We start from the raw sequence: 23057 nt of genomic DNA on the forward strand, positions 1-23057 counted from the left end.
CAAAAGGGGAAGGGAGACTTCCGTTGGCGCTGACCCAGAAGCATCGCCTGTCTTTTCGGCGCCAACAAGAATTAAAGGCACGCGGCAGCATTCCCTCCCCCTTGTGGGGAGGGTTAGGGTGGGGGTTCTTCTTCGCAAGAATCCATATGCGATAGCCCTGCCACAAGTGGGGAGATCGGCCGTGTCACTCCTTCCGCTTCTCCACCTCGGCCTTCCTCAGCAGGAACCGCTGGATCTTGCCGCTCGGCGTCTTCGGCAACTCGCTGACGAACTCGACTTCGCGCGGATAGGCGTGGGCCGAGAGGCGCTTGCGGACATGCTGCGCCAGTTCCTCGGCCAGCGCCTCGCTGCCTCGAAAGGCGGGCGCCAGAACGACGAAGGCCTTGACGATTTCGGTGCGCTGCGGATCGGGCACGCCGACGACCGCTGCCTCGTTGACCGCCGGATGCTCGAGCAGCGCGCTTTCGACGTCGAACGGGCCGATGCGGTAGCCGGCCGAGGTGATGACGTCGTCGGCGCGGCCGATGAAGGAGATCGAACCGTCGGGCTCGAACTCGACCGTGTCGCCGGTGCGGTAATAGCCACCCGCAATGGCAGGGGTTTCGGCCTGATGATAGCCGCCGAACCAGCGCAGCGGCGAGTTGGCGATGTCGACGGCGAGAATGCCGGGCTGGTTGGGGCTAAGCTCGTTGCCGGCCTCGTCGAGCACGACGACGCGGTAGCCCGGCATGGCAAAGCCGGCCGAGCCGTGGCGTACGGGGTGCGACAGGCCGTGATGGTTGTTGACCATCATGCCGTTCTCGGTCTGGCCGTAATGGTCGTGGATGGGGGCGGCGAGATGAGCGTCGAACCAGCGGATCACCTCCGGGTTGAGCGGCTCGCCGGCGCTGCTCACCACACGCAGGCGGCCCTTGACGCGGGCGGCGGCCTCGGGTCCTTCGGCCAGCAGCAGGCGGAAGGCGGTGGGCGAGCCGGCAAGGCTGGTGACGCCGAGGCGCTCGATGATGTCGTAGGTGCTCCTGGCGGTGAAGGCGCCCTCGTTGAAGGTCGTGGCGATGCCAAGCAGCAGCGGGCCTGTTATGGCGTAATAGAGGCCGTAGGCCCAGCCGGGATCGGCGATGTTCCAGAAGACGTCGGCGGGCCGCAGCCCGATGGCATCGCGCATATAGGCGCCGAAGGCCAGCAGCGCGCTGAGCGGCACCGGAACGCCCTTGGGGAAACCTGTCGTGCCCGAGGTCGACATCATCATGAACAAATCGTCGCCCTTGCGCATCACCGGCTGGCAGTCAGGCGAGGCGGCGGCGAAGTCGGCGCGGAAATCGATGTCGCCGGCCGGCAGGGCTTCGCCTGGGGCAAGGATGGTTGCAACCCGAGGGCAATCCTCCACCTGGTCGAGTTTGCCGCGATTGGCAATGTTGGTGACGACGAGCTTCGCGCCGCTGGTCTTCAGCCGGTGGTCGATGGCCTTGGGGCCAAAGGCGGTGAACAGCGGCTGGTAGACCGCGCCGATGCGCCAGGTGCCGAGGATGAGCGCCACCAGTTCGGGAATGCGCGGCAGCATGCCGGCGACGATGTCGCCGGAGCCGACGCCAGCCGCTTTCAGCATGTTGCCGACGCGCGCCGACATCTCCTTGAGATCGTCGAAGCTGAACTCCCGCAGCTCGCCACCGGCGGAGATGGCGCGCAGCGCCAGCCGGTTCTGGCCGGTATGGCGATCGCAGCATTCGATGCAGGCGTTGATGCCCGTCGCGGGATCGCCGTGAAGTCTTGCGATCTCATCGTCGATGCGAAAGCGTGCAATGGCATCGGTATAGCGCGGCAGCGCCGGTGTATTGGTCATGGCAGTCCTCCCTGGCTGCGCCGCATCTCCCCATGCGGCGCTGTCGCGTGTGAACTTGCCCGAAATTGTGGGCGTGGTCGATGCGGCGAAAGTTGGTGGGTGGGAAGGTTGGCGCTTGAACACCCCCCTCTGCCCTGCCGGACATCTCCCCCGCAAGGGGGAGATCGGCGCCTCAACGACATCCAATCTCCCCCCTTGCGGGGGAGATGTCCGGCAGGACAGAGGGGGGTGTGAAGGATCACAGCGCTGACAATCTGCGTGGTTGACCTAATCAGTCATCCAGCGGATAGGTCCGGCCCAAATATACCCGCCCGAGAAACTCCGATGACCACAGACACCAAATTCCACCCCGATACCGCCTGGCAGGCCGAAATTCGCGCCGGCGTGCGCCACGTGCGCGATCTTGCCTCCCTGCCGTTGTCGCCAGCTGAGCGCGCGGCGGCGCAAGCGGCGGCCGCGAACCACAAGGTGCGCGCGCCCAAAGCCTATCTCGACCTGATCGACTGGAACGACCCGGCCGATCCGATCCGGGCGCAGGTCATCCCGTCGCCTGAGGAACTGGAGGAGGTGGAAGGGGAACTCGACGATCCGATCGCCGACCACGACTTCAGCCCGGTGCCGCGATTGACGCATCGCCATGCCGACCGGGTGCTGCTGTTCCCGACCTATCAATGCGCGGTCTATTGCCGGTTCTGCTTCCGCAAGGAATCGCTGACCTCGATCGGCAGGGGTTATACGCGCGAGGCGTTGGAGCCGGCGCTGGCCTACATCGCGGATCACCCCGAAATCCGTGAGGTGATCCTGACCGGCGGCGATCCGCTGTCGCTGCCCGACAAGGTACTGGCTGAAATCTTCGCGCGCATCGAAGCCATTGCGCATGTGCGGCTGCTGCGCATCCATACGCGCGTGCCGGTGGTGCTGCCGTCGCGCATTACATCAGGGCTCGTCGCGGCGCTGCAGGGCCGGCTGATGGTCACTGTCGTCACCCATTTCAACCACGCGCGCGAGATCACCGACGCAACCGAGGCCGCCTGCCGCACGCTTCGGCAAGCCGGCTTCGTGCTGCTGAACCAGAGCGTTCTGCTCAAGGGCGTCAACGACAGCATCGAGGCGCTGGAAGAACTCTGCCGCGAGCTGATGTACCGCCTCGGCGTCAAACCCTACTACCTGCACCATGGCGACCTCGCGCGCGGCATGGCGCACCGACGCACGACGATCGCGCGGGGACAGGCGCTGACTGAAGCGCTGCGGGCGCGGCTGTCGGGCATCTGCAACCCCGTCTATGTGCTCGACCTGCCGGAAGGCGGCGGCAAGGTGCCGATCGGGCCTTGCCATGTCGAGGGACGGGACGGCGAGAACTGGCGGCTGCGCGGGCTCGATGGCGAGGTGAGGGCGTATACGGAGATCGTTGGCGAATAGGGCTGCGCGCTACCGCGCGTTTTTCTCGACAAATGCCAGCACCACCACGCGCGGGGCAACGCAATAGGCGAGGCTGGCCTTGCGGCGCGTCTTCGTCGTTGCGCGGCCTGCGTTCAGGTCGATGGCGATGTCCTCATAGCCCAGCACCTCGCGATCGAGCGGATAGACGGCCTTGTAAACGGCTTCCTTGGCGGCAAAGAGGATGCGGCCGGCAAGATGCCGGTCGGCTGCGTCCGTGCGGTCCGCGGGTGTTGTCACGAGCGCCAAAATGTCATCCGGGAGAGGCTGCGCGGGCTCGACGTCGATGCCGAGCGAGGCGATATCGCCAATCGGTGCAATCGCCGCCACGGCCATGTCGTCGTCGTGCGCGAGCGAACCGGTTATTCCGTCAGGCCAGACCGGCGCGCCGGTTGGCGAGCGCAAGATGGCGACGTCGCCAACGCCAAGCTCCGCCAGCAGTCCGTGCGCGATCCACCGGGCCGCGCCGCTGGCGCGCCGCATGCCAGGCTGACGCGCGGGGATGGAATGCGCTTCCCCAGGCAGCAGATGGGCGTCGTCGCCGTCGCGGATCATCCGGCATCCGATCCGGACTCCCGATGGTGCGATGGCGGCGATCGCTTCGGCCAAGGCGATTTCCTCGGGCAGCCGCATCACGGCTCGTGCGTCCGGGCCGGCAAAGCGAGATCGGCGATCATTTCTCCGTCCTCGTCGAGCCCTTCTTCGACGAAACCGGCGCTGCGATAGAGATTTCGCGCCGCATCGTTCTCCGGTTCGTAGCAGATCGAGACGTGGCTGATGTGGCCGAGCCCCTGTATTTCGACCAGCACTTCGAGCAGTGCGGCCTTGCCGTAGCCTTTGCCCTGAGCGGCGCGGTCGATCATGAAGCGATAGATGCGTGCCTCGTCGTCATCCTCCGGCGCCTCGTACATCAGGAAGCCGACAACACGATCGCCAGCCATGACGACGCGTGGCCTCGCGTCTTCGTCAGTCCCGGCTTCTTCCAGCGAGTCCGCATTGCCGGCGACGAAATCCCTCTGCTCCAGCGCGAGTTCCAGGGCCATGACCTGGGCACGGTTGGCCTCGGTCACGGCAACGAGACGGATATCTCCGGTGTTCAAGCCGATGCCCTTCTTCAAGCCGATACCTTGGAGCCATCGTCGGTGATCGGCTCGACGAAGCGGTGCAGCTTGGCCGGGTTGCCCCGCCATATGGAGTTGGGCTCCAGCTCTTCGCCCTTCATGACGAAGGAGTCGACATCGACCACCGAGCCTTCGCCCATCACGACGCCGTAATGGACAAAGGCTGAAGGTCCGAGCGTGCAGCCCTTGCCGATGCGGATGAAGTCGGACTTGAAGGCGCCTTCCTCCAGCGAATGGGCCTGGATGACGCAGCCTTCGTTGAGGGTCGCGTCGTCGGCGATCTCCACCAGCGAGCGTTCGGTGAGGTTGCTGCCGCCGTCATAGACACGGCTGCCGATCTTGACGCCCAGCATGCGCAGGATCATCGGCCGGAACGGCGTGCCGGCGAACAGCCGCACGATCGGCGAATCCGCCAGCTTCCAGTGGCGTTCGTGGCGCCAGAACGTGACGTCGTAGATCGTCGTCATCTGCGGCTTCAGCCGGCCGAAACCAAGGCTCGCCCGTTCCACGAAGATGTAGAACGGAATGGTGATCGCCGAGGTCAGGAGCACGGCGACGAACAGTGCGACTTCAGCCCATTCGGTATAGTAGTTCAGCGCCCGGTCCCAGATCGCCAGCGTGGCGAACAGCATGACCCATTGCGTTGCCACGAACAGCAGGATCGTCACCAGATTGTGGCGGTTCTTCAACGGGATGCGCCGGCGCCGGTCGTCCTCGTCGATGCCGGCGATGAGTTCCTTGTCGCGGTTCACCATGCGCGGGATTTCAAAGGCTGGCGAACCCAGAAGCCCGACATTCTCGCGCAGCGGCCCGTCGATGGGGATCATCACCTTGGTGCCGAGCAGGACGTTGTCGCCGGTGCGACCGTCCGGCGGATAGTAGATGTTGTTGCCGAGATAGTTGCGCTCGCCGATCCTCGTCGGCTCGAGCCTGAAGGCGGCGGCGGATTTGTGCATGTTGATCATGAACAGCCCGTCCGACACCATGGTCTCGGTGCCGATCTCGCACAGAAGCGGGTTTTCGTGCTGCTGGTTGGAGCCGAAATTGGAGCCGGTCTGCACCACCTTGTTGAGGTTCCAGCCGATCGCTCGCATGTAGTGCACGATCGCCGAGCTGTCGCCGGCCAGCAGGCCGAGCACGCGGGAGTTGCTCGAGAATTCGGCGACAGTCTGCAGCCAGTAGCGGAAGCCGTACAGCGTGTAGGTGCGGCCGGGCTTCAACAGCAGGCTGACCAGGCGCGGCACCAGCGTCGCCGCCAGGAAGGATGCGGCCATGTAGCCGAACAGCGTGACCGTGGTGCCGATCGCGACGACGCCGATGGTTTCCTGGTAGTCGTCGCCGACGTTTTCCCAATAGCTGTGGAATAGCAGCGGCAAGGGAGTGACGATGGCAAACAGCCCGATCAGCTGAACCGCTTCGAACAGGAAGCGCCGGATGTTGGAAGGATCGACATTGCGCACCTTGCAATAGTCGGCCGTGGTCGGCACAGCCGGCGAGCCATGCCAGCGTTCGCCGTCGGGGATGCTTTGGCCGCGGTGCAGCGAGGACGAATGGCCGAGCTGGGCGCCATCGCCGATCCTCGTGTCGATGTCGAGCGTCGAGCCGACGCCGACGAAGGCATCGCGGCCGATGGTCAGCGGCCCGGTGTGGATATAGCCGGACTGCGCCCGGAAGCCGAGGATCATCGATTCCTTGCGCAGGATGGTGTTGGCGCCGATCGAGATGAGATCCGTGCAGACGGGCACGGATTTCGATTCGATGACGGCGTTCTTGCCGAGCCTGGTGCCGAGAAGCTGCAGATAGATGCTGTAGAGCGGGCTGCCGCGGAACAGCACGACCGGCGCGGTGCGGATCAACGTCTTGACCACCCAGAAGCGGAAGTAACGCACGCCCCAGATGGGAAACGCCTCCGCCTTCCAGCGGCCGACCAGCACCCATTTGGCGATAACGGCAAAGCCCGACATGCCGAAGAACACGGCGGCCGAAAGTGCCACGCAGCGCAGATACAGCTGCAGCGGATCGTCGAGCGCGTCATACATCCAGTTGAGGCCGTCATTGACCGCCCACAGGGCGCCATAGCTGTAGAGCGCGTAGAACAGCAGCTGTGCGGCGCCGCAGGTCCAGTAGGCAAGATTCGAGGCCCGGCGGGTGAGGACGGGCTCGTTGGTGGCCGTCGCCATCTCGTCCGCCACGCCCAGGTGAAGCGCCAGCCGCGCCACGGTCGGGTGGAGATAGATGTCGCGCATCGACGCCGTCGCCCATTCCTTCCTGGTGCGCACGCGGGCGCAGAAATGCGCCATCAGCAGCGAGTTGGCGCCGAGATCGTCGAAGAAATTGTCCTCGACGGACACGTCTTCGAATTTCAATACGGCGGCCAGTGCGTCGGCCAGGAAACGCTCGTCGTCATTGCCGGGCGCGACCATGGCGCGATCGCCCGAAAGCCGCACGCTTGTCGGCTTCGGCAGCTGGCGCAAATCCACCTTGTTGGAAACCGTCATCGGGATAACAGGCAGCTCCTCCAGATAGGAGGGCACCATGTAATCGGGCAGGCGCCGCTTCATGGTCCTGGCGAGGTCCGCGCGCGAAATCGCCTTCTGGCCGGCCTTCGCTGCGAAATAGGCGACGAGTTCGACGCGGCCGGGCTCGATCTCCCAGGTGGTGACCGCGGCCTGCGCGATTTCGGGCTGGTCGAGCAGCACCGCCTCGATCTCGCCGAGTTCGATGCGGTAGCCGCGGATCTTCACCTGGGTGTCGATGCGGCCGGCATACTCGATCTCGCCCTGGTCGTTGATGCGGCCAAGGTCGCCCGTCCGGTAGATGCGCTTCGACGGGTTGTTCGGCAGGCCGACGAAATCGGCGATGAATTTCTGTTCGGTCAGGTCCGGCCTGTTGAGATAGCCGACCGCGAGCCCGATGCCGGCAATGCCGATCTCGCCCAGTTCGCCCGGCTCGGCGAGCTGCGGCAGCGAGGCGTCCAGAATGACGATCGAGTATGTCGGCAGCGGCGCGCCGATGGTGACGGGACTGTCCGGCGTCAGCGCGCCCATTGTGGCGGTGACGGTCGCCTCGGTCGGGCCGTAGGTGTTCAGGATCTGCCGCCCCGGCTTCGACCAGCGCACCACCAGATTGTGCGGGCAGGCCTCGCCGCCGACCAGCAGCGTGCGCAGGCTGGGCACATCCGATGTCATCGACGACAGCAGCGTCGGGCTGCAGGCGATGCAGGTGATGTCATGGAGCCGCAGGAAATCGGCCAGTTCCTCGCCCACCAGCGGCATCTGGCCCGGTGCCGGCACCACCGTGGCGCCGGCGACGAACGGCACCCAGATCTCTTCGGAGGAAAAGTCGAAGGCGATGGTCATGCCCTGGTAGACGCGATCGCCCGGCCGGTAGCCGTAGGAGGCGGCGGCGACGCGGATGAAATTGACGAAACTCTGGTGCTTGATGACCACGCCCTTGGGCTTGCCTGTGGTGCCCGAGGTGTAGAGGATGTAGCAGGTGTCGTCTGATGAAGCGGCCTTCGCATTCGGCTTCAGCGGCGCGCCGGACTCTTTGGAGATTTCGGCAGCAGTGCTGTCGATCAGCAGATGCGGGACCGGCAGCTGGCCGGCGCGCGACGCATAGGCGGCGATGGTGACGATCAGGCTGACGCCGGCGTCTTCGATGATGAGCGCCATCCGCTCCTCGGGGAACGCGGTGGCCAGCGGCACGAAGGCAGCGCCTGCCTTCATCACGGCGAGCAGCGCGACATAGGTCTCCGCCGAGCGGTCGAGGATGAGCCCGACGCGGTGGCCCGGCCGCACGCCGCGCTTGACCAGCAGGCGGGCGAACTGGTTGGCCCGGCTGTCCAGTTCCCGATAGGTCCAGACACGCCCGTCGGAGATCACCGCCGGCAGCGCTGCGAACATTTCGGCGAGCTGCTCGAAGACGGTGTCGAGCCGCTCGCCGGGCAGGCCGTGCCGGGCAAAGTCGGCGCCCGTCAGGATCTGCCCGCGCCTGGCTGTCGCGGGGGCCGTTCTTACCAGCGCATCGACACCTGCCAGGCCGCTTTCCAGCCCCGATCGTTCCGCGTCCAGTTCGGCGATATCGACACCGTGATCCATTCCATACTTTCCCGTCCAGGCCGGGCATCGCCCGGCACGGCCATTTTTCCAGTTGTTGTGGGATGCTTATGCCATCCGATCTTTTCGCCAGTTTTTCCGAACTGTTGAATATTGTTTCTGAACTGTGTCTGGGCGGGGGTTTTGGCCCTCTTTGACGGGGCTTGCGGGGGAGGGAAGCCTCCGCCCGTGCGCCCTACGGCGCCCCCCTCTGGCCTGCCGGCCGTTCGTCGTTGGGAAAGCCAAGCAATTGGCTTTCCGTCCGCTACGCGGACCACTTCTCAACCCCCACTTATGGGGAGATTGGCAGCTTCGGCGCCGGCCTTTTTCTGGAACCAGCCTTGAGGCCCCGCATTCTATGAGCAGGGACTTAAGGAGCGTGTCGTGAAAGCGGTTTTGGGACTGGTCTGCGGCTTCGTGCTGACCCTTGCGGTCTTCGGGAGCGGACTGGGCTTCGCCGCCTGGCTGCTTGCCGCGAAGCCGCCGCGCCAGGCAACGGCTACTGTCAGCGTGGCGGAGCTGTGGACCAAGAAGGCGCGGCCGGTGAACAAAGCCGGGCAGGGCCTCGAACGCCTGCCGGCCAAACAGTCCGCGCCGCCCGACATCCCCGCCAAACCGCAGGAAACACCGCCCGACCCCACCGTCACCGGCGCCATCGCGCCCAAGACGACCGAATTGCCGCCTCCGCATCTCGCCTGGTGCGCCAGCCGCTATCGCTCCTACCACCCGGACGACAACAGCTATCTCTCCTACAGCGGGCAGCTGCGCCCCTGCATCTCGCCCTATCTCGAAGCCGCCGGCCAGCTCGTCCAGCCCACTGCCGACGATGGCGACGAAAACGGCGCCGGCCTGGGGGTCTACGCTGCCGACGATGGCGGCGAAGCACTTTCGGCCGACCATGTCGATTACTGCTTCAGCCGCTACCGCTCCTATCGCCCGGAAGACAACTCCTACCAGCCATACTCCGGCGGGCCGAGACGGCAATGCCAGTAGAGCCCGCGCGCCGCCCGGCATGGCGATCCGATCGCGCGGATTTTCCGGAGCGTTCGCATTGGCGCGACGTTCAACCCTGACCTAAGGAGGACTGACCATGAGCGACGACCGGGACGACAGAATTCGTGAGCGCGCCTACCAGATCTGGGAACGGGAAGGCCGCATGCAGGGCGACCCCGAACGGCACTGGCACCAGGCCCAGGCCGAGATCGACCGCGAGGCGGCCCTGCCGCTGACGGCGGACGATGCGCTGCCTCAAACCGGCGAGATCGCCAGCACCGACGTGCTGGAGGTCGAGGCGCTGGCGGTGCGCACCGGCATATCGGGCGACGAGGCACAGGAACTGCTCGACCGCCTCGGCAACGACCGCGCCGCGGTGGAGCAAGCCGCCCGCAGCCTCAAGGCCAAAAGGCGGCGAAACCCCGATGAGGGACTGGCCAAATGATCGAAAGCTGAAGGACGGAAATACCGGCTCCATTCACTCAAGAAGGGCGAAAACGGCGACGCCTCATCATCTTCGGCTCTGTCGCCAATCTTTTTCGCCATGGCCAGAGCCTTGGACTGGTCGTGAGCACGGCCCGCCAACGCGGCTTCTCGAATCGCTCAGGTTGCGACGGGCTGGTCGGTCATCACTTGCGCTGGACCGCGAAAGCGAAAGCCCGCGCCTCTGGCGGAGGACGCGGGCCGATCGGACGGCCGATCTTCGGCAGGCGGTGGAGGGCACCACCTGCCGCACATATCAACAATTAGCTATGACTAATGTTCCGTCAAGCTGGATCTACTTTCGTTCGAATGTCGGCATTGACTGCGATTGCGCCGCTGGCCTGGGCGGGCAGCTTGCGTCGATGCGATAGGAATTTTTTCTTGACCTGTGAGGGCAGTTATGCTACATTTCTGTCTATGGTGCTGACTTGCACCAGCGACCCGCCGCACAGGCGGGTTTTTTGCGTTTTGGCTGGCGCTGCGCCAATTTTCAACGTTGCCAGCGCGAGGTGATCGTAGTTGCGCAACATCCGAGCACAGAATACCCGGCACTAGCGTAGAGCGTTACGGCGACCCAGCAGCAGAGCGATGCCCAACGCCGGAAGCGTCGCCACCGCGACGGCGAAGAAGACGAATTGCAGCCCGGCCGACGCGGCGACCAAGCCGAGCGCTGGACTGCCGAAGCCGAGCGCCACGTCGAGGAAGACGGTGTAGAGTCCCATGGCCAGGCCGCGGCTGCGCGACGGAAGATGGCTTACTGCCTCGGCACCGAGACCGGGATAGACCAGCGAGTAGCCAAGGCCAGTGAGACCCGCTCCAATTGCGGCGACAACAGGCCCGGTCGCAAGCCAGATCAGCATTAGCCCTGCGGCCTCGACGGCGACGAAGATCACAGCGACGCGTGCGCCCCCAAGCCTGTCGGGCAGGTGGCCGAAGCACAGCCTTGCCACGATCAGCGCCGCGGCATAGGCCGTGAAGGGAAGCCAGATCGGCTGCCATCCCCGTTCGGCAAAGAGCAACGCGGCAAAGGCCAGGATTGCGCCATAGCCGAGGCTGCTGAAAGCTGCTCCCACTCCGGGAAGCCAGACCGCTTGAGCCACGCTCGTCCATGACTGCGGCACGCTGCTCGCGGCGGTGCTGGTGCCACGCATCGGCAGGATGGCAAGCAGCGTCGCAAGCGGCAGGACGATGGTCGCGAGTGCGATCGCGGTGAAACCGCTCGCCGCATAAAGCGCAGATCCGACCGGCGCTCCAAGCGCGAGCGCCGCAAACATCGCCGTGCCCACCCAGGCTATGACTTTTCCGGAGTTCTGTCCGCCCGCAAGGGAGAGGCCCCAGGCGACGCCGCCGGTGATGATGAAGCTCTCCGACGCGCCCAATACCGCCCGGCCGGCGAAGAGCGCCGATGCGGACGCTACCGGCCGGTCGAGCAATGCCAGTGAGCCGAGGTAAAATAATCCCGCCAGGGCAGCGGCAATGAGGCCGACGACGACGGCCCGCTTGCCGCCGCGCCCATCGGCATAGTTTCCGGCCCCAATGCGCGACAACATCGAGGCGACGAACTGGCTGCCCGTCACCAGTCCGACCGCGAAGGGGCCGAAGCCGAGTTGCTGATGAAGATGCAGCGGCAGGACGGGTAGCGCCAAGCCGATCAGAAGGAAGCCGGCGAAGACAGCCGCCATGATTGGCACCAGTTCCGCCATCGCTCCATTTCGGTCTGAAGTCCCCGCCACTTTGGCCATCGGCAACACCTTGAACCCAACAGTTCAGATCAGTAGCGTTCGTAGGTCACACGCCAGCCTTCGGCCGGATTGTCCGGCGTGAGGACCAGTTTGTTGTCCGAGACTTCGAATTTGCGTTTCATGCTCTTCCCGACAAGGTTGCGGACTAGGGAGGACTCGATCGTGATGACGAAGGTCTTGTCCTGGTCGTTGATGGCGACGGGCCCGTAATAGGCTTCGTAGCCATTCGCTGTGTAAGGCGTGTCCGGCGCCTTGGCGTCGGGGTTCTGGGCCTGCACCGAGAGGGAGCCGGCCTCGGTGAAGATGACCTGGCCGGAATACGGCACTGGCTTGAGGTTTCCCTCGGCACCGGCCTCGAGCGACCTCATGCGCCATGCGCCAATGATCGGGGACTCTTGCGAGAACGCCGGCGTGGCGACGGAAAGCGCAAGCGCAAGGGCGGCGATCTTCGATCTCATAGTCATATGTCGTTGTTCCTTTTCTGATTTGGCGGGGGGCGGACAGGCCGTCCGCCCAATCTTCGCTCACACGGAAAGCATGACCTTGATGGCACGCCGCTCGTCCATGGCGCGGTAGCCTTCAGCGACCTCTGCCAACGGCAGCTTGAGGTCGAAGACCTTGCCGGGCTTGATCCTGCCTCGCAGTACACGGTCCATCAGGTCGGGCAGGAAGCGGCGCACTGGCGCTGGGCCGCCCATCATTCGCTTTTGGCCGAAGAATAGTTTTTGGCCGTCGAAGCTCACGCCATGCGGCACGCCGACATAGCCGATGGTGCCGCCGGGACGAGAGCAGGCCAGCGCCTGGTCGAAGGATTCTCCCGTGCCGACGCACTCCAGCACGGAGTCCGCGCCGACGCCCTTGGTGAGTTCCTTGATGCGCGTGACGCCTTCCTCGCCACGCTCGGCCACAATGTCGGTGGCGCCAAACTCGCGGGCGAGCTTTTGGCGGCTGGCGTGCCGGCTCATGGCGATGATGCGCTCGGCGCCCATCTCCTTGGCCGCAAGCACGCCCATCAGGCCGACCGCACCGTCGCCGACCACCACCACCGTCGATCCTTCTCGGACCTCGGCCGCGTCGGCCGCATACCAGCCGGTGCCGAGCACATCGGACACAGCCAGCAAGTCAGGGATGAGTTCGGCCGGCGGCACCTCGGCGGTGGCGACCAGTGTGCCATCCGCCAACGGCACGCGAGCGTAAGGCGCCTGCGCGCCCGACATGAATTCGCGCTGCACACAAGACGACTGGAAGCCGAAGCGGCAATGCGGGCAGGTATTGTCGGAAAGGCAGAACGACCCGACGACGAACTGGCCGGGACGGACCGTGCGCACCTCTGCGCCGACCTCGACGACGATACCACAATATTCGTGGCCCATGTGCATCGGGCCGTCGACCGGCTGCAGCCCGCGATAGGGCCACAGGTCCGAGCCGCAGATGCAGCTTGCCGAGAGCTTGATGATTGCGTCCGTCGGCCGCATGATTTTCGGATCGGCGATTTCCTCGCAGCGGATGTCGCCCGGTTTGTGAAGAATGGTTGCGATCATTTTGGTTCCTTTCGAGTGGAGAGAATCAAGCGCCGTAGTCGGCGTCGCTGACATGTTCCAGCCAGTCCACGACCTTGCCGTCCTTGACCTCCTGGAGGGCAATGTGGGTCATGGCGGTCAGAGGCGACGCGCCGTGCCAGTGCTTCTCGCCGGGCGCGAACCAGACGACGTCGCCGGCACGGATTTCCTCGACCGGACCGCCCTCGCGCTGCACGCGGCCAAGGCCGGAGACGACGATCAGCGTCTGGCCGAGCGGATGCGTGTGCCAGGCGGTGCGGGCGCCGGGCTCGAAGGTCACCTGTGCGCCTTGGACCCGCCCGGCATCGAAGGGATTGAAGAGTGGATCGATCCGCACCGTTCCGGTGAACCAGTCAGGTGGTCCCTTGCCGGAAGGCCTCGTGCCAGCGCGAAGAATGTCCATGGTGATCTCCTTTGCGACCTCAAATGCGTTCGACGCGAAGCGGGAACTCGCCGCGAATGTGCAGGGCCTGCTCGCCCTCATCGAAGCGGCCGAGCCTGATCAGCCCGGGATGGCGATAGTCGGCGTGGAACATGGCCAAATTGCCCCAGGGCATGAAATAGCACAGGTCGTAGGGCTGCTCGTTGGCGAACGGGCCACTTCCCTCCTCAGTCAGCTTGCGCGGCAGATAGGCGATCTTCTCGTTATGCGCGTAGTCCTCGATCTTGAGATCGAGCGGCAGCATGGAAAAGAAGTCGCGCGCTGAGGGATTGTCGTAGAGGGTGGCGGTCATGAGGCGGCCGTTGAAGGCCATCCTGATCTTCATGTCGGTGGGCTCCTGGCTGACGGGAGATTGGCCTTCCTGGCTGGCGGCTGCGCGATGCAGGGCCGCCACCGCGAGCGCGGCGCCGAGCAATGTCCGGCGGCTAAGCGGCGCACGCTCGATGGTCATGGCAAAGACTTCCGGGCCATATGGGACGCGGCGAGGGCGGCGAGCGCCGATCCGCAGAGCAGCACCGCGCCTAGAGTGAACGCTCCCCACCAGCCGACCGTATCGAAGAGCGTGCCGCCGATTGCGGCGCCGCCGGTGATGGCTAGCTGAATGACGGCTACCTGCAACCCGCCGCCGGCCTCTGCGTCGTCCGGCAGCGTTCGGCTGAGCCACGTGCCCCAGCCAACGGGCGCGGCCGTGCCGAAGAAGCCCCAGGCAACCAGCAGCAGTGTTGTGGGACCCGGGAGTGCACCGAAAGCGATGAGTGCAGCGGCCAGCGCGGCCATGACCAGCGGGATAACGATGAGGATGCTGAACAGGCGCGTGCGCAAAAGCCGGCCGACGCACCATGTGCCGAGCACCCCCGCCAGCCCCATCGCCAGCAGGACCGCCGAGAGGGCAGCGATGTCGAGCCGGGTGACGCTCTCGAGGAAGGGCCGAAGATAGGTGAAGAGCGCGAACTGGCCCATGAACAGCATCATGATCGACGCCATGCCGATGGCGACTGAAAGACGACCGAGCAGCGCCAGCGGATTGCCAGGGCGCTTCCTCCGGCGCGGGGGCAGCGCCGGCAGGCTGGTCCACTGCCAGGCCAGCGCCAAGAGCCCAAACGGCACGACGAGGAAGAAAGCGCCGCGCCAGCCGACATAGGCGCCAAGAAAGCTGCCCAGCGGCGCCGCGATGGTGGCCGCAATGGCATTGCCCGCGTTTAGCATGGCGAGACCCTTCGGAACCATGTCTTGCGGCACGAGGCGCATGACGATCGCGGTCGACATCGACCAGAACCCGCCGATCGCGATGCCGAGCAGTGCCCGGCCGACCATGAGGAACGCGTAGTTCGGCGCGAAGGTCACAGCCAAACCGGACACGATGAGGAGGAGGGTGAAGCCAGTCACGACCAGTCGGCGGTCGATGCGGCGCGTGAGACCGGCGACCAGCAGGCTGGTCACGACAGCGAAAACGCCCGAAATCGAGATCGCCTGTCCCGCGTGGCCCTCGGTGATGCCGAGATCGGACGCTAGCGGCGACAGCAGGCTGACCGGCATGAATTCAGACGCGATGAGCACGAAAACACACAGCGCCATCGACAACACCGCGCCCCATGCGGCGCGGTCTTCGACAAGCCTTGTGTCGTACGTCGTTTCCACAATTGGCATCCTTGCAAGGCGACCGGGCGGATCAGCCGCCAATCCCTGTCGCGATGCCAAGAAGATATTGCAGAGGAACCCATTTTATTAGGCTAAGTAATCCGCATGGACTTATCTGCTCGTGATATAAATGCCCGAGGGGAGGTGCCCTATGCAGCGCGATGGCATGAAGGATCTGCTATGGTTCGTGGCGGTCGCGCGGGAGCGCAGCTTCACCAAGGCGGCGGCCAAGCTCGGAACCTCGCAGTCGACCCTGAGTTCGACAATCAAGGAGCTTGAAGCTCGTCTTGGCGTCCGTCTGCTGACACGTACGACGCGGAGCGTCGCACCGACCGAGGCCGGCGAGCGACTTTTCCAGTCTCTTGTTCCCCGCTTCGAGGAAATCGAAGCCGACCTTGCAAGCCTGGTGGCCTTTCGCGACAAGCCCTCCGGAACGGTCCGTATCACGCTGTCCGACCATGCGCTCCAGACGACCGTCTGGCCGAAGCTGCAGCCTTTGCTCAGCGACTATCCTGACGTGTGCGTCGAACTCTACAGCGACAACGGCATGAAGAACATTGTGGAGGAGCGCTTCGACGCGGGCGTGCGGCTAGGTGAGAGCATCGACAGGGATATGATCGCGGTTAGGATCGGGCCGGATTGGAGGCTCGTGGCCGTGGCTTCGCCGGAGTACTTTTCCCGCCATCCGGTTCCGACCGCGCCCCAGGGCCTGGTCGATCATGACTGCATCAATATGCGGCAGGCGACGTTCGGCGGATTATATGCCTGGGAATTCGCCAAGCAAGGCCGCGACCTGCGTGTGCGGGTGCAAGGCCAGCTCACCTTCAATTCGTCCATACCCATGATCGAGGCTGCGATAAGCGGTTTCGGGATCGCCTACGTCCCGGAAAACCTCGTCAACCACCATATCGCCACGGGATGCCTTAGGCTCGTGCTTGACGATTGGAGTCCGCCATTTGCGGGCTATCACCTCTACTACCCGAGCAGGCGACAGCTCTCGCCTGCGATGGCGATGATCGTCGAGGCGCTTCGTCATCGCATCTGACCCCCAAGATTGCGCATTGGCAAATGGTGTCCCGCGCGCAAAGCTTTCGTGGCGCGCTGCTGCCTCAAAAACCCGCAGCGCATTGAGTGAAGGAAACGGATCGACTGTCACTGCCTTGGCGTTGGCTGACCTTCCAACTTCTCGCAAATTGGCCCTCATCCCCCTCCCATTAACCTTTCATTAACCATCCTCCCGCTAGCGTTTACCTCTCAGTAAGGATTCGCCAGCCGTGACCTTTGCCGCCCCCCTCGAGGCCAAATCCATTCGTTTTCGTGCCCGCTCTTTCGTCGCTTTCACGTTGACTCCGGAAGCGCCTTTGGACGTGTGGCTCGAGGGGCTGGATCACTGGATCGGCAACTCGCCCGGCTATTTTGCCGGCCGCCCGGTGGTGCTTGATCTCAACACCTTGAAGCCCGATGTCGCCGCGATCGAATCGCTGGTCGGCGTGCTGGGCCATCGCGGCATCCGCATCTACGCCATCGAGCTCGACGGCCACACCGCACTCGAGCCCAACCTGCCGCCGGTGCTGGTCGGCGCCAAGGAAGCGACCACGGATGGGTTGCTGCCCCGCCAGGCGCGGGCGGAGGGTTTCGACAAGGCCGAGGGCAAGGCGCCTGACCAGCACGCCGATGCGGGCAGCGCGGCCAAGGTCGGCGACGGAAAGGCTGGCGCAAGCAAGGCCGGCGATAGCGAGCCGCAGGTTGAAGCTTCGGGTACGCTGATGATCAAGGCGCCGATCCGCTCCGGCCAGGCGATCGTGCACCCGCATGGCGATGTCATCGTGCTGGGTTCGGTCGCTTCCGGGTCGGAGATCATCGCGGCGGGCTCGATCCATGTCTACGGCACGCTGCGCGGGCGCGCTTCGGCGGGTGCGCTGGGCAACAGGGGCGCGCGCATCTTCTGCCGCAAGAACGAGGCCGAGCTGCTGGCGGTCGACGGCTGGTACGTCACCGCCGAGGAGATGGAAGGTGTTTCGCGCGGCAAGCCGGTGCAGGCATTTCTCGACGGGGACGCGCTGCGGGTTTCGACGCTGAGCTGACATTCCTTTCGATATTGGGGCGGCCGATGGCCGCTCGACCAAGAAAACAACAACGGAGGCTTTTCAATGGGCAAGGTAGTGGTGGTCACCTCGGGCAAGGGGGGCGTCGGCAAGACGACCTCGACGGCGGCCCTCGGGGCGGCCGTGGCCAAGACCGGCAAGAAGGTGGCCTTGGTCGACTTTGACGTCGGCCTGCGCAACCTCGACCTGATCATGGGCGCCGAGCGGCGCGTGGTGTTCGACCTCGTCAACGTCATCCAGGGCCAGGCCAAACTCTCGCAGGCGCTGATCCGCGACAAGCGGGTCGAGACGCTGTTCCTGCTGCCGGCCTCGCAGACGCGCGACAAGGATGCGCTGACCGAGGAAGGCGTCGGCGAAGTCATCGACAAGCTGCGCTCGGTGTTCGACTACGTGTTCTGCGACAGCCCGGCTGGCATCGAGCGCGGCGCGCAGCTCGCCATGCGCTTTGCCGACGAGGCGGTCATCGTCACCAATCCGGAAGTCAGTTCCGTGCGCGATTCCGACCGCATCATCGGCCTGCTCGACGCGCGCACCTTGCGGGCGGAGCAGGGCGAGCAGATCGCCAAGCATGTGCTGGTGACGCGCTACGATGCGGCGCGTGCGTCGCGCGGCGAAATGCTGTCCATCGACGACGTGCTGGAAATCCTGTCGGTGCCGCTGCTTGGCATCATTCCGGAAAGCCAGGACGTGTTGCGCGCCTCCAACCTCGGTTCCCCGGTGACGCTGTCGGAGCCGCTCAATTCCGCTGCCAAGGCCTATATCGACGCCGCCAGGCGGCTGGAGGGCGAGGAATTGCCCGTCATCGTGCCCTTCGAGCGCAAGGGCTTCCTCGATCGTCTTTTGGGAAGGAGGGCGGCATGAACCTGCTCGACATCTTCAAGCGGCGCTCCAGCGCGCCGGTGGCGCGCGAGCGGCTGCAAGTGCTGCTCGCCTATGAGCGCCGCAACCGCAGCCAGCCAGACCTCGTCTCCATCCTGCGCGAGGAGATCATGGCCGTCATCGCCAAGCATGTGCAGATCGACCAGGATTATCTGCAGGTCTCTATGGACCGCGGCGAGACCATGTCGACGCTGGAGATCGACATCCAGATCCCCAACAAGAGCGCCGTGCCGCTGGCCATGGCGGGGTGACTTTACCTTCCCCCTTGTGGGGGGCCGAAGGACGGGCGAGACCGGTGGCTCGCCCCGGCAAGTCGATCCGCAAAGCGGATCGGGGTGGGGGTTGGCGCCAGCACCCCCACCCGGACCTGCGGTCCGACCTCCCCACAAGGGGGAGGTGGGGAGCCCAGTCGGCTCCCTCCGCGTGTGGAGCGGCTTCGCCTGCCATCGTTAGGACGTTGATAAGCATTTGGTAATAAAAAGCCGGAAATGAGATGCTGGCTCGATTTGACATGCGCAATGCTGTCGTTCTCGGCGGAGCCATGACATGCGTATCAAGAGCCAGATCATTCTCTCCATGGTGGCCGCCGCGGCCCTGATCGGGCTGGTCGGCGGCGTTGCGATCTTTACGCAGATAGCGGCGACCAAATCGTTGGGGTTGACCGAAGCGACCAACGTCGCGCGGGAATTGGCCGACACCATCGTTTTCAAATCATCCGATGGGACGCCTTCGCTGCTCGAGCGGCCCGAGGCGCTCAAGCAATTCATGGAGCACCAGCACCGCCGCCTGCACCGGGATTTCCTGGTCCTCGACAACAACAAGACCATCCTTGTCCATGCCGCCGACGAAGAGCACCAGGTCGGCGACAAATTCGGTCACGACCCCGGCAACGAAATAGGCCAGACCTTGGCGGATGGCATTCCGCGCAGATTTGTCGACCCGGAGGAAGTCAACGCCATACTGGCCGTTCCGATCGAAAATCCCGAGGATACGATCATCGGCGCCGTGCTGCTGGAATATGACCCCGTTCTGCAGGCCGCCGAACAAAGCACCAACAGCCTGCTCTGGCTGGTTGGCCTCAGCGCGACGGCCGCCGTGCTGGTCGCGGTCGGCTTTGCATGGCTGCTGCTCCGTCGTTTCAGCTCTGGCCTCGGGGACATGATGCGCGGCATGGAAGCGCTGGCGAAAGGCAACGCCATGACGCGCATCAGCCACGCCCGCAACGATGAATTCGGGCAGCTGGCCGATGGTTTCAACACGATGGCGGACCAGCTTGCATCGGCGCGTGCGCATGTCGAGGACATCGTCGAAACGGCTGCCGAAGGCATCGCGGTTCTGAACGGCGACGGCCGCGTCGCCAGCGCCAATCCAGCGGCGGCAACGATGATCGGGCGGCGCGCCGACAAGATCGTCGGGCAGCAATGGGATTCGGTGCTGACGGTTCGCGACCCCAGAGGCGGTGCGTTCGCCGCTGGCGCTTCTCCCATCGAAATGGCGTTAGCCACGGGCCGGCAACACCAGGGCGAAGTGCGCCTGACCAGATCCGACGGCTCGCATCTGCCGGTCATCGCCAGTTGCAGTCCGCTCAGCAGGTCCGAAGGCGGCCTGGTCCTCACGCTCAACGATATCAGCGAGTTGCGCCGCGCGGAAGGAGTGGTCAACGAGCGTGCCGATCAGCTGGCGCTTCTCAACCGCGAACTGCACGACAAGTCCGAAACCACGACCCGTCTGGTGAAGCTTGGCGAACTGCTGCAGGCCTGCGTCACCTTCCCGGAAGCGTTCTCGGTGGTCGGCACGGCCATGGCCGAGTTCCTCGGTGGCTTGAGCGGAACCGTCCACTTGACCAGCGCGTCGCGCAACCTGGTGGAAGAGATGGCGCATTGGGGCGACGTCCGCTCGAGCGCCACGCAATTCGCGCCGGAAGACTGCTGGGCGCTCAGGCGCGGCCAGGAACATGTCGCTGGCCCCGGCATGCTCACGCCGCGCTGCGCGCATATCACCGAGAACGGCAAGAAGGGCTATGTCTGCATGCCTCTGGCGGCCCAAGGCGAGACGCTGGGCATCCTTCATCTGTGCGAGCCGAATGCGGCCGAGAAGCCACAATGGCTGACTGAAAGACAGCAGATCCTGCGCGGTGTCGTCGACACGCTGGCGCTCGCCCTGGCCAATCTGCGCCTGCGCGAGACGCTGCGGCAGCAGTCGATCCGCGATCCGAACACCAGTCTGTTCAACCGGCGATATCTCGAGGAGACGAGCAGCCGCGAACTGCGCCGGATGGAGCGCTCGGGCCAGCCGCTGGTGATCATCATGCTCGATGTCGACCATTTCAAGCAGTTCAACGATACGTTCGGCCACGAAGCCGGCGATCTCGTCCTGAAGCAGGTCGCCGCCACCTTGATCGAGCACGCCAGGGATAGCGATGTCGTGTCGCGCTACGGCGGCGAGGAGTTTGCCCTGGTCATGCCGGGAAGCTCGGTCCAGGAAGGTGCCGAGCGGGCGGAAGCGCTGCGCCAGGCAATCAGGAAGCTTCATTTGACGCATCGCGGCCGAACGCTGGGCACCGTCACAGCCTCGTTCGGTGTCGCCGCCTACCCCGAGCATGGCGTGGGCTGGGCCGAATTGACCAACGCCGCGGATCACGCGCTCTACGAGGCCAAGGGTAGTGGGCGCGACCGCGTCGCCATCGCGCTGGGCAACGCGTCCGGCGAGCGACCTCCGATCCAGTTGGTACCAGCCCCGAAAAGCAGCTGAGACCGTTTGGGGTAGAGCACTCGGCCCGGCCCGCGATAGTCATCCTGCGCCTGCCAAGAGGGATCAGGCAAGTTCTCTCTGCCCTCGAGGTCTCGCGCGCGGGCTCTTCCTGAGCGGCCGCGGTCTTGCCGTCCTTCAGACCTCCACACTGTCAGAGGATCCGGCTCTTTTCGGCTGCGGCATTGGTTGTTCGGGCTATTTCAACCCCCAAATGTCCCAAATTTACCTTTGTGCCGACGGGGCTTCCCCTGCGCAAGCAGCGGATGTAAGGATATATTAGCAATTTGTTAAGTTCGAAGCGAGGTATGCGTAAGGGGAGTTTGGTGATGAACTTCAGAGGCCTGATCAAGCGTGCTGAAGACGTGGATAAAGCGATCCAGGACCTGCAGATCGATTTGGCGGACGCGCTGGATGCAAGTCTCGACGCCGACGACCTGGTGCCGTCGGAGAGCGACGATGTGCCGGATGCCCAGGCGGCACCCGATGACGGGCCACCCCAGGCCGACGCGGCAAATGACGACAACGCCAGCAAGGCCGACGCCGCGGGCGATGCGGACAGTTCCGAAACCGCGCCACGACTGACGGCCCATACACAGACCCGGCTGGCTGCATTGAGTGCCTTCGAGGGTCTCTTCCATGACGCCAGGGACTATCTGGAGGAGATCAACGACAAGCTGTCGGAGATCGGCACCTCACACCATCTGACGCGTGAATTCCTCAACATCCTGCACAGCGACATCCTGCGCGCCAACGAGCTGGAGGTCGCCAATGCCGCCCTGGCCGCCGAACAAAGGGCGCTGTCGGAGAAGCTGCACGATGCGACGAGAAAGCTGCGCGAGCGTGAAGGCGCTTTCGAAGCGCTGCAGCAGCGCGAGACAAGCCTGGTTCAGGACCGGGAGACGCTTCGTGCGGCACTTGCCGCGGTAAGGCTGGAACTCGTGGAGACAGCCAATGCGAGCGCCAAGCGCGAAGCGGAGTTCGGCGACATCGCCAAGCGGCTGACCGCCAGGACAGTCGAGGCCAACAGGCGCTTGCGCGAAAGCAAGATGCTGCGCGAAAAGCACGTCAACCTGTCGCTCGAACTCGACAAGGCGCTGAAGCGGGAATCGCAGGCGCGCCACAGGCTCGACGAGCTGTCGGCGGTCCATGCCAGCGAAGCAGCGCGGCTGGCGGAGCTGCTGGCCGCGCTCGGCAAGAGCGAGAAAGAGGAGATGCGGCTCCAGAAGTCGCTCGAGGCCGCACAGGCGAAGCTGTCGGAAACGAACGAAGCAGCACGCATGATGGAAGGCGACAAGGAAGCCGAGCTGGCTCGCAGCCAGGCGGAAATGCGCGGGTTGAGCTCGGAGATCCAGAACCTGCAATCGCGGCTGGAGCAAACCTCGACCGAAAACAGCGAAGCCGCAGGCGAGATCGCCAGGCTCAAGAGCGAACTGAACGATGCCTTGGCCGAAAAGAAGATCGCCGATGAAAGATTGTCGGCGCTGACCCAGGAGAGCGAAAGCGACAAGATGAGTCTTTCCAAGGTGAACGCCAACCTTTCTCAGCTGACGCTGCAACAGGCGTCCGAACAGATACAGTTCGACGTGCAGAGTCAGGAATGCGAGGACCTCAAAGCCGAAATCGCATCGCTCAATGCCCGGATCAAGGAACTGCTGCCCTACGAGCGGCTCCACAAGGCCACCAATGGCAGGCCGCGCGAGGACGGCGTGGTCGAGATAGCCGGGGCGATGGCGAAGAAAGCACGGACGACGGGCAGGCGGCGCATGCGCAGGAATGTTGGCGCCGTTAGCTGAAGTGTGGCGCTGAAGGGCTTCAGGTGACCCGCTTCAGGTCTTTTGTGCATGGGAGGCCGGCACCTCACCCGGAGAGTAAGCCCAATGGGGCACCGGCCAGGCGGATCGACAGGTCCGCCGCACAGGCAAGGTAGCGCGCCTCGGTCCCGCACGGCATTGGTGCGATCACGGAAGGTG

Annotated in this window: 19 protein-coding genes; 9 read left to right on the forward strand and 10 right to left on the reverse strand. The window is 64.6% G+C overall.

What is annotated here, in order from left to right; genetic code table 11:
• Positions 1–184: 184 nt before the first annotated feature.
• The gene (locus NKH97_RS18985) at positions 185–1840 is read right to left on the reverse strand and encodes an acyl-CoA synthetase (RefSeq protein WP_352798423.1); all 1656 of its coding nucleotides are present in this window, start codon (positions 1838–1840) and stop codon (positions 185–187) included.
• Positions 1841–2164: 324 nt separating this feature from the next.
• Here NKH97_RS18985 and NKH97_RS18990 point away from each other — a divergent pair, with 324 nt between their 5' ends.
• Positions 2165–3259, forward strand: coding sequence for a KamA family radical SAM protein (locus NKH97_RS18990; protein WP_352758582.1), 1095 nt, complete (start codon positions 2165–2167; stop codon positions 3257–3259).
• A gap of 9 nt (positions 3260–3268) precedes the next feature.
• Here the strand turns inward: NKH97_RS18990 and NKH97_RS18995 are convergent, their stop codons facing one another.
• Genes NKH97_RS18995 through NKH97_RS19005 form a run of 3 tightly spaced genes read right to left on the reverse strand, consistent with a single transcriptional unit; the run spans position 3269 to position 8498 of the window.
• Complete coding sequence (locus NKH97_RS18995) at positions 3269–3910, reverse strand: 4'-phosphopantetheinyl transferase family protein (protein WP_023813362.1); 642 nt, start codon at positions 3908–3910, stop codon at positions 3269–3271.
• A complete protein-coding gene (locus NKH97_RS19000) occupies positions 3910–4395 on the reverse strand; it encodes a GNAT family N-acetyltransferase (protein WP_023813363.1) in 486 nt (161 codons plus the stop codon). Before NKH97_RS19000 ends, NKH97_RS18995 begins: the two co-directional genes overlap by 1 nt.
• Positions 4392–8498 carry a Pls/PosA family non-ribosomal peptide synthetase gene (locus tag NKH97_RS19005; RefSeq protein ID WP_352798426.1) on the reverse strand — a complete coding sequence of 1369 codons (4107 nt, stop codon included), beginning with the start codon at positions 8496–8498 and terminating at the stop codon, positions 4392–4394. Before NKH97_RS19005 ends, NKH97_RS19000 begins: the two co-directional genes overlap by 4 nt.
• Before the next feature lie 381 nt (positions 8499–8879).
• Here NKH97_RS19005 and NKH97_RS19010 point away from each other — a divergent pair, with 381 nt between their 5' ends.
• Together NKH97_RS19010 and NKH97_RS19015 are read left to right on the forward strand one after the other, a co-directional pair.
• The gene (locus NKH97_RS19010) at positions 8880–9488 is read left to right on the forward strand and encodes a BA14K family protein (protein WP_352554584.1); all 609 of its coding nucleotides are present in this window, start codon (positions 8880–8882) and stop codon (positions 9486–9488) included.
• A 97-nt stretch (positions 9489–9585) separates the two neighbouring features.
• Positions 9586–9933, forward strand: a complete 348-nt coding sequence (locus NKH97_RS19015; protein ID WP_352798428.1) for a DUF2934 domain-containing protein — start codon at positions 9586–9588, stop codon at positions 9931–9933.
• Between the two features lie 589 nt (positions 9934–10522).
• On the opposite strand, the gene NKH97_RS19020 is transcribed toward NKH97_RS19015, so the two are convergent.
• From NKH97_RS19020 to NKH97_RS19045, 6 genes are read right to left on the reverse strand one after another with little or no spacing between them, the layout of a single operon-like run.
• Complete coding sequence (locus tag NKH97_RS19020) at positions 10523–11713, reverse strand: arabinose transporter (protein ID WP_352554582.1); 1191 nt, start codon at positions 11711–11713, stop codon at positions 10523–10525.
• A gap of 29 nt (positions 11714–11742) precedes the next feature.
• A complete protein-coding gene (locus tag NKH97_RS19025; RefSeq protein WP_206535327.1) occupies positions 11743–12177 on the reverse strand; it encodes a lipocalin-like domain-containing protein in 435 nt (144 codons plus the stop codon).
• A gap of 60 nt (positions 12178–12237) precedes the next feature.
• The gene (locus NKH97_RS19030; protein WP_127296952.1) at positions 12238–13254 is read right to left on the reverse strand and encodes a zinc-dependent alcohol dehydrogenase family protein; all 1017 of its coding nucleotides are present in this window, start codon (positions 13252–13254) and stop codon (positions 12238–12240) included.
• 25 nt (positions 13255–13279) lie between these two features.
• Positions 13280–13675: a (R)-mandelonitrile lyase gene (locus NKH97_RS19035; protein WP_127296953.1), complete on the reverse strand. Its 396-nt coding sequence runs from the start codon at positions 13673–13675 to the stop codon at positions 13280–13282.
• Positions 13676–13694: 19 nt separating this feature from the next.
• Positions 13695–14165, reverse strand: a complete 471-nt coding sequence (locus NKH97_RS19040; protein WP_352554581.1) for a cyclophilin-like fold protein — start codon at positions 14163–14165, stop codon at positions 13695–13697.
• A complete protein-coding gene (locus NKH97_RS19045) occupies positions 14162–15361 on the reverse strand; it encodes an MFS transporter (protein ID WP_352554591.1) in 1200 nt (399 codons plus the stop codon). Before NKH97_RS19045 ends, NKH97_RS19040 begins: the two co-directional genes overlap by 4 nt.
• 142 nt (positions 15362–15503) lie before the next feature.
• Here NKH97_RS19045 and NKH97_RS19050 point away from each other — a divergent pair, with 142 nt between their 5' ends.
• The 6 genes from NKH97_RS19050 (at position 15504) to NKH97_RS19075 (ending at position 22880) form a co-directional block, all read left to right on the forward strand.
• A complete protein-coding gene (locus NKH97_RS19050) occupies positions 15504–16397 on the forward strand; it encodes a LysR family transcriptional regulator (RefSeq protein WP_352798432.1) in 894 nt (297 codons plus the stop codon).
• Between the two features lie 229 nt (positions 16398–16626).
• Positions 16627–17436 carry a septum site-determining protein MinC gene (minC, locus tag NKH97_RS19055; RefSeq protein ID WP_352554579.1) on the forward strand — a complete coding sequence of 270 codons (810 nt, stop codon included), beginning with the start codon at positions 16627–16629 and terminating at the stop codon, positions 17434–17436.
• Between the two features lie 66 nt (positions 17437–17502).
• Positions 17503–18318, forward strand: a complete 816-nt coding sequence (gene minD / locus NKH97_RS19060; RefSeq protein ID WP_013530671.1) for a septum site-determining protein MinD — start codon at positions 17503–17505, stop codon at positions 18316–18318.
• Positions 18315–18587, forward strand: coding sequence for a cell division topological specificity factor MinE (gene minE, locus NKH97_RS19065; RefSeq protein WP_024501686.1), 273 nt, complete (start codon positions 18315–18317; stop codon positions 18585–18587). The genes minD and minE overlap by 4 nt, the downstream gene beginning before the upstream one ends.
• 295 nt (positions 18588–18882) lie before the next feature.
• Positions 18883–21087: a sensor domain-containing diguanylate cyclase gene (locus tag NKH97_RS19070; protein ID WP_352798435.1), complete on the forward strand. Its 2205-nt coding sequence runs from the start codon at positions 18883–18885 to the stop codon at positions 21085–21087.
• Positions 21088–21413: 326 nt separating this feature from the next.
• Entirely contained in the window at positions 21414–22880 is a 1467-nt protein-coding gene (locus tag NKH97_RS19075; protein WP_352798437.1) for a coiled-coil domain-containing protein, read from the forward strand.
• The last annotated feature ends 177 nt before the right edge of the window (positions 22881–23057 follow it).

The organism is Mesorhizobium sp. M0870 (assembly GCF_040319775.1).
Lineage (GTDB): Bacteria > Pseudomonadota > Alphaproteobacteria > Rhizobiales > Rhizobiaceae > Mesorhizobium.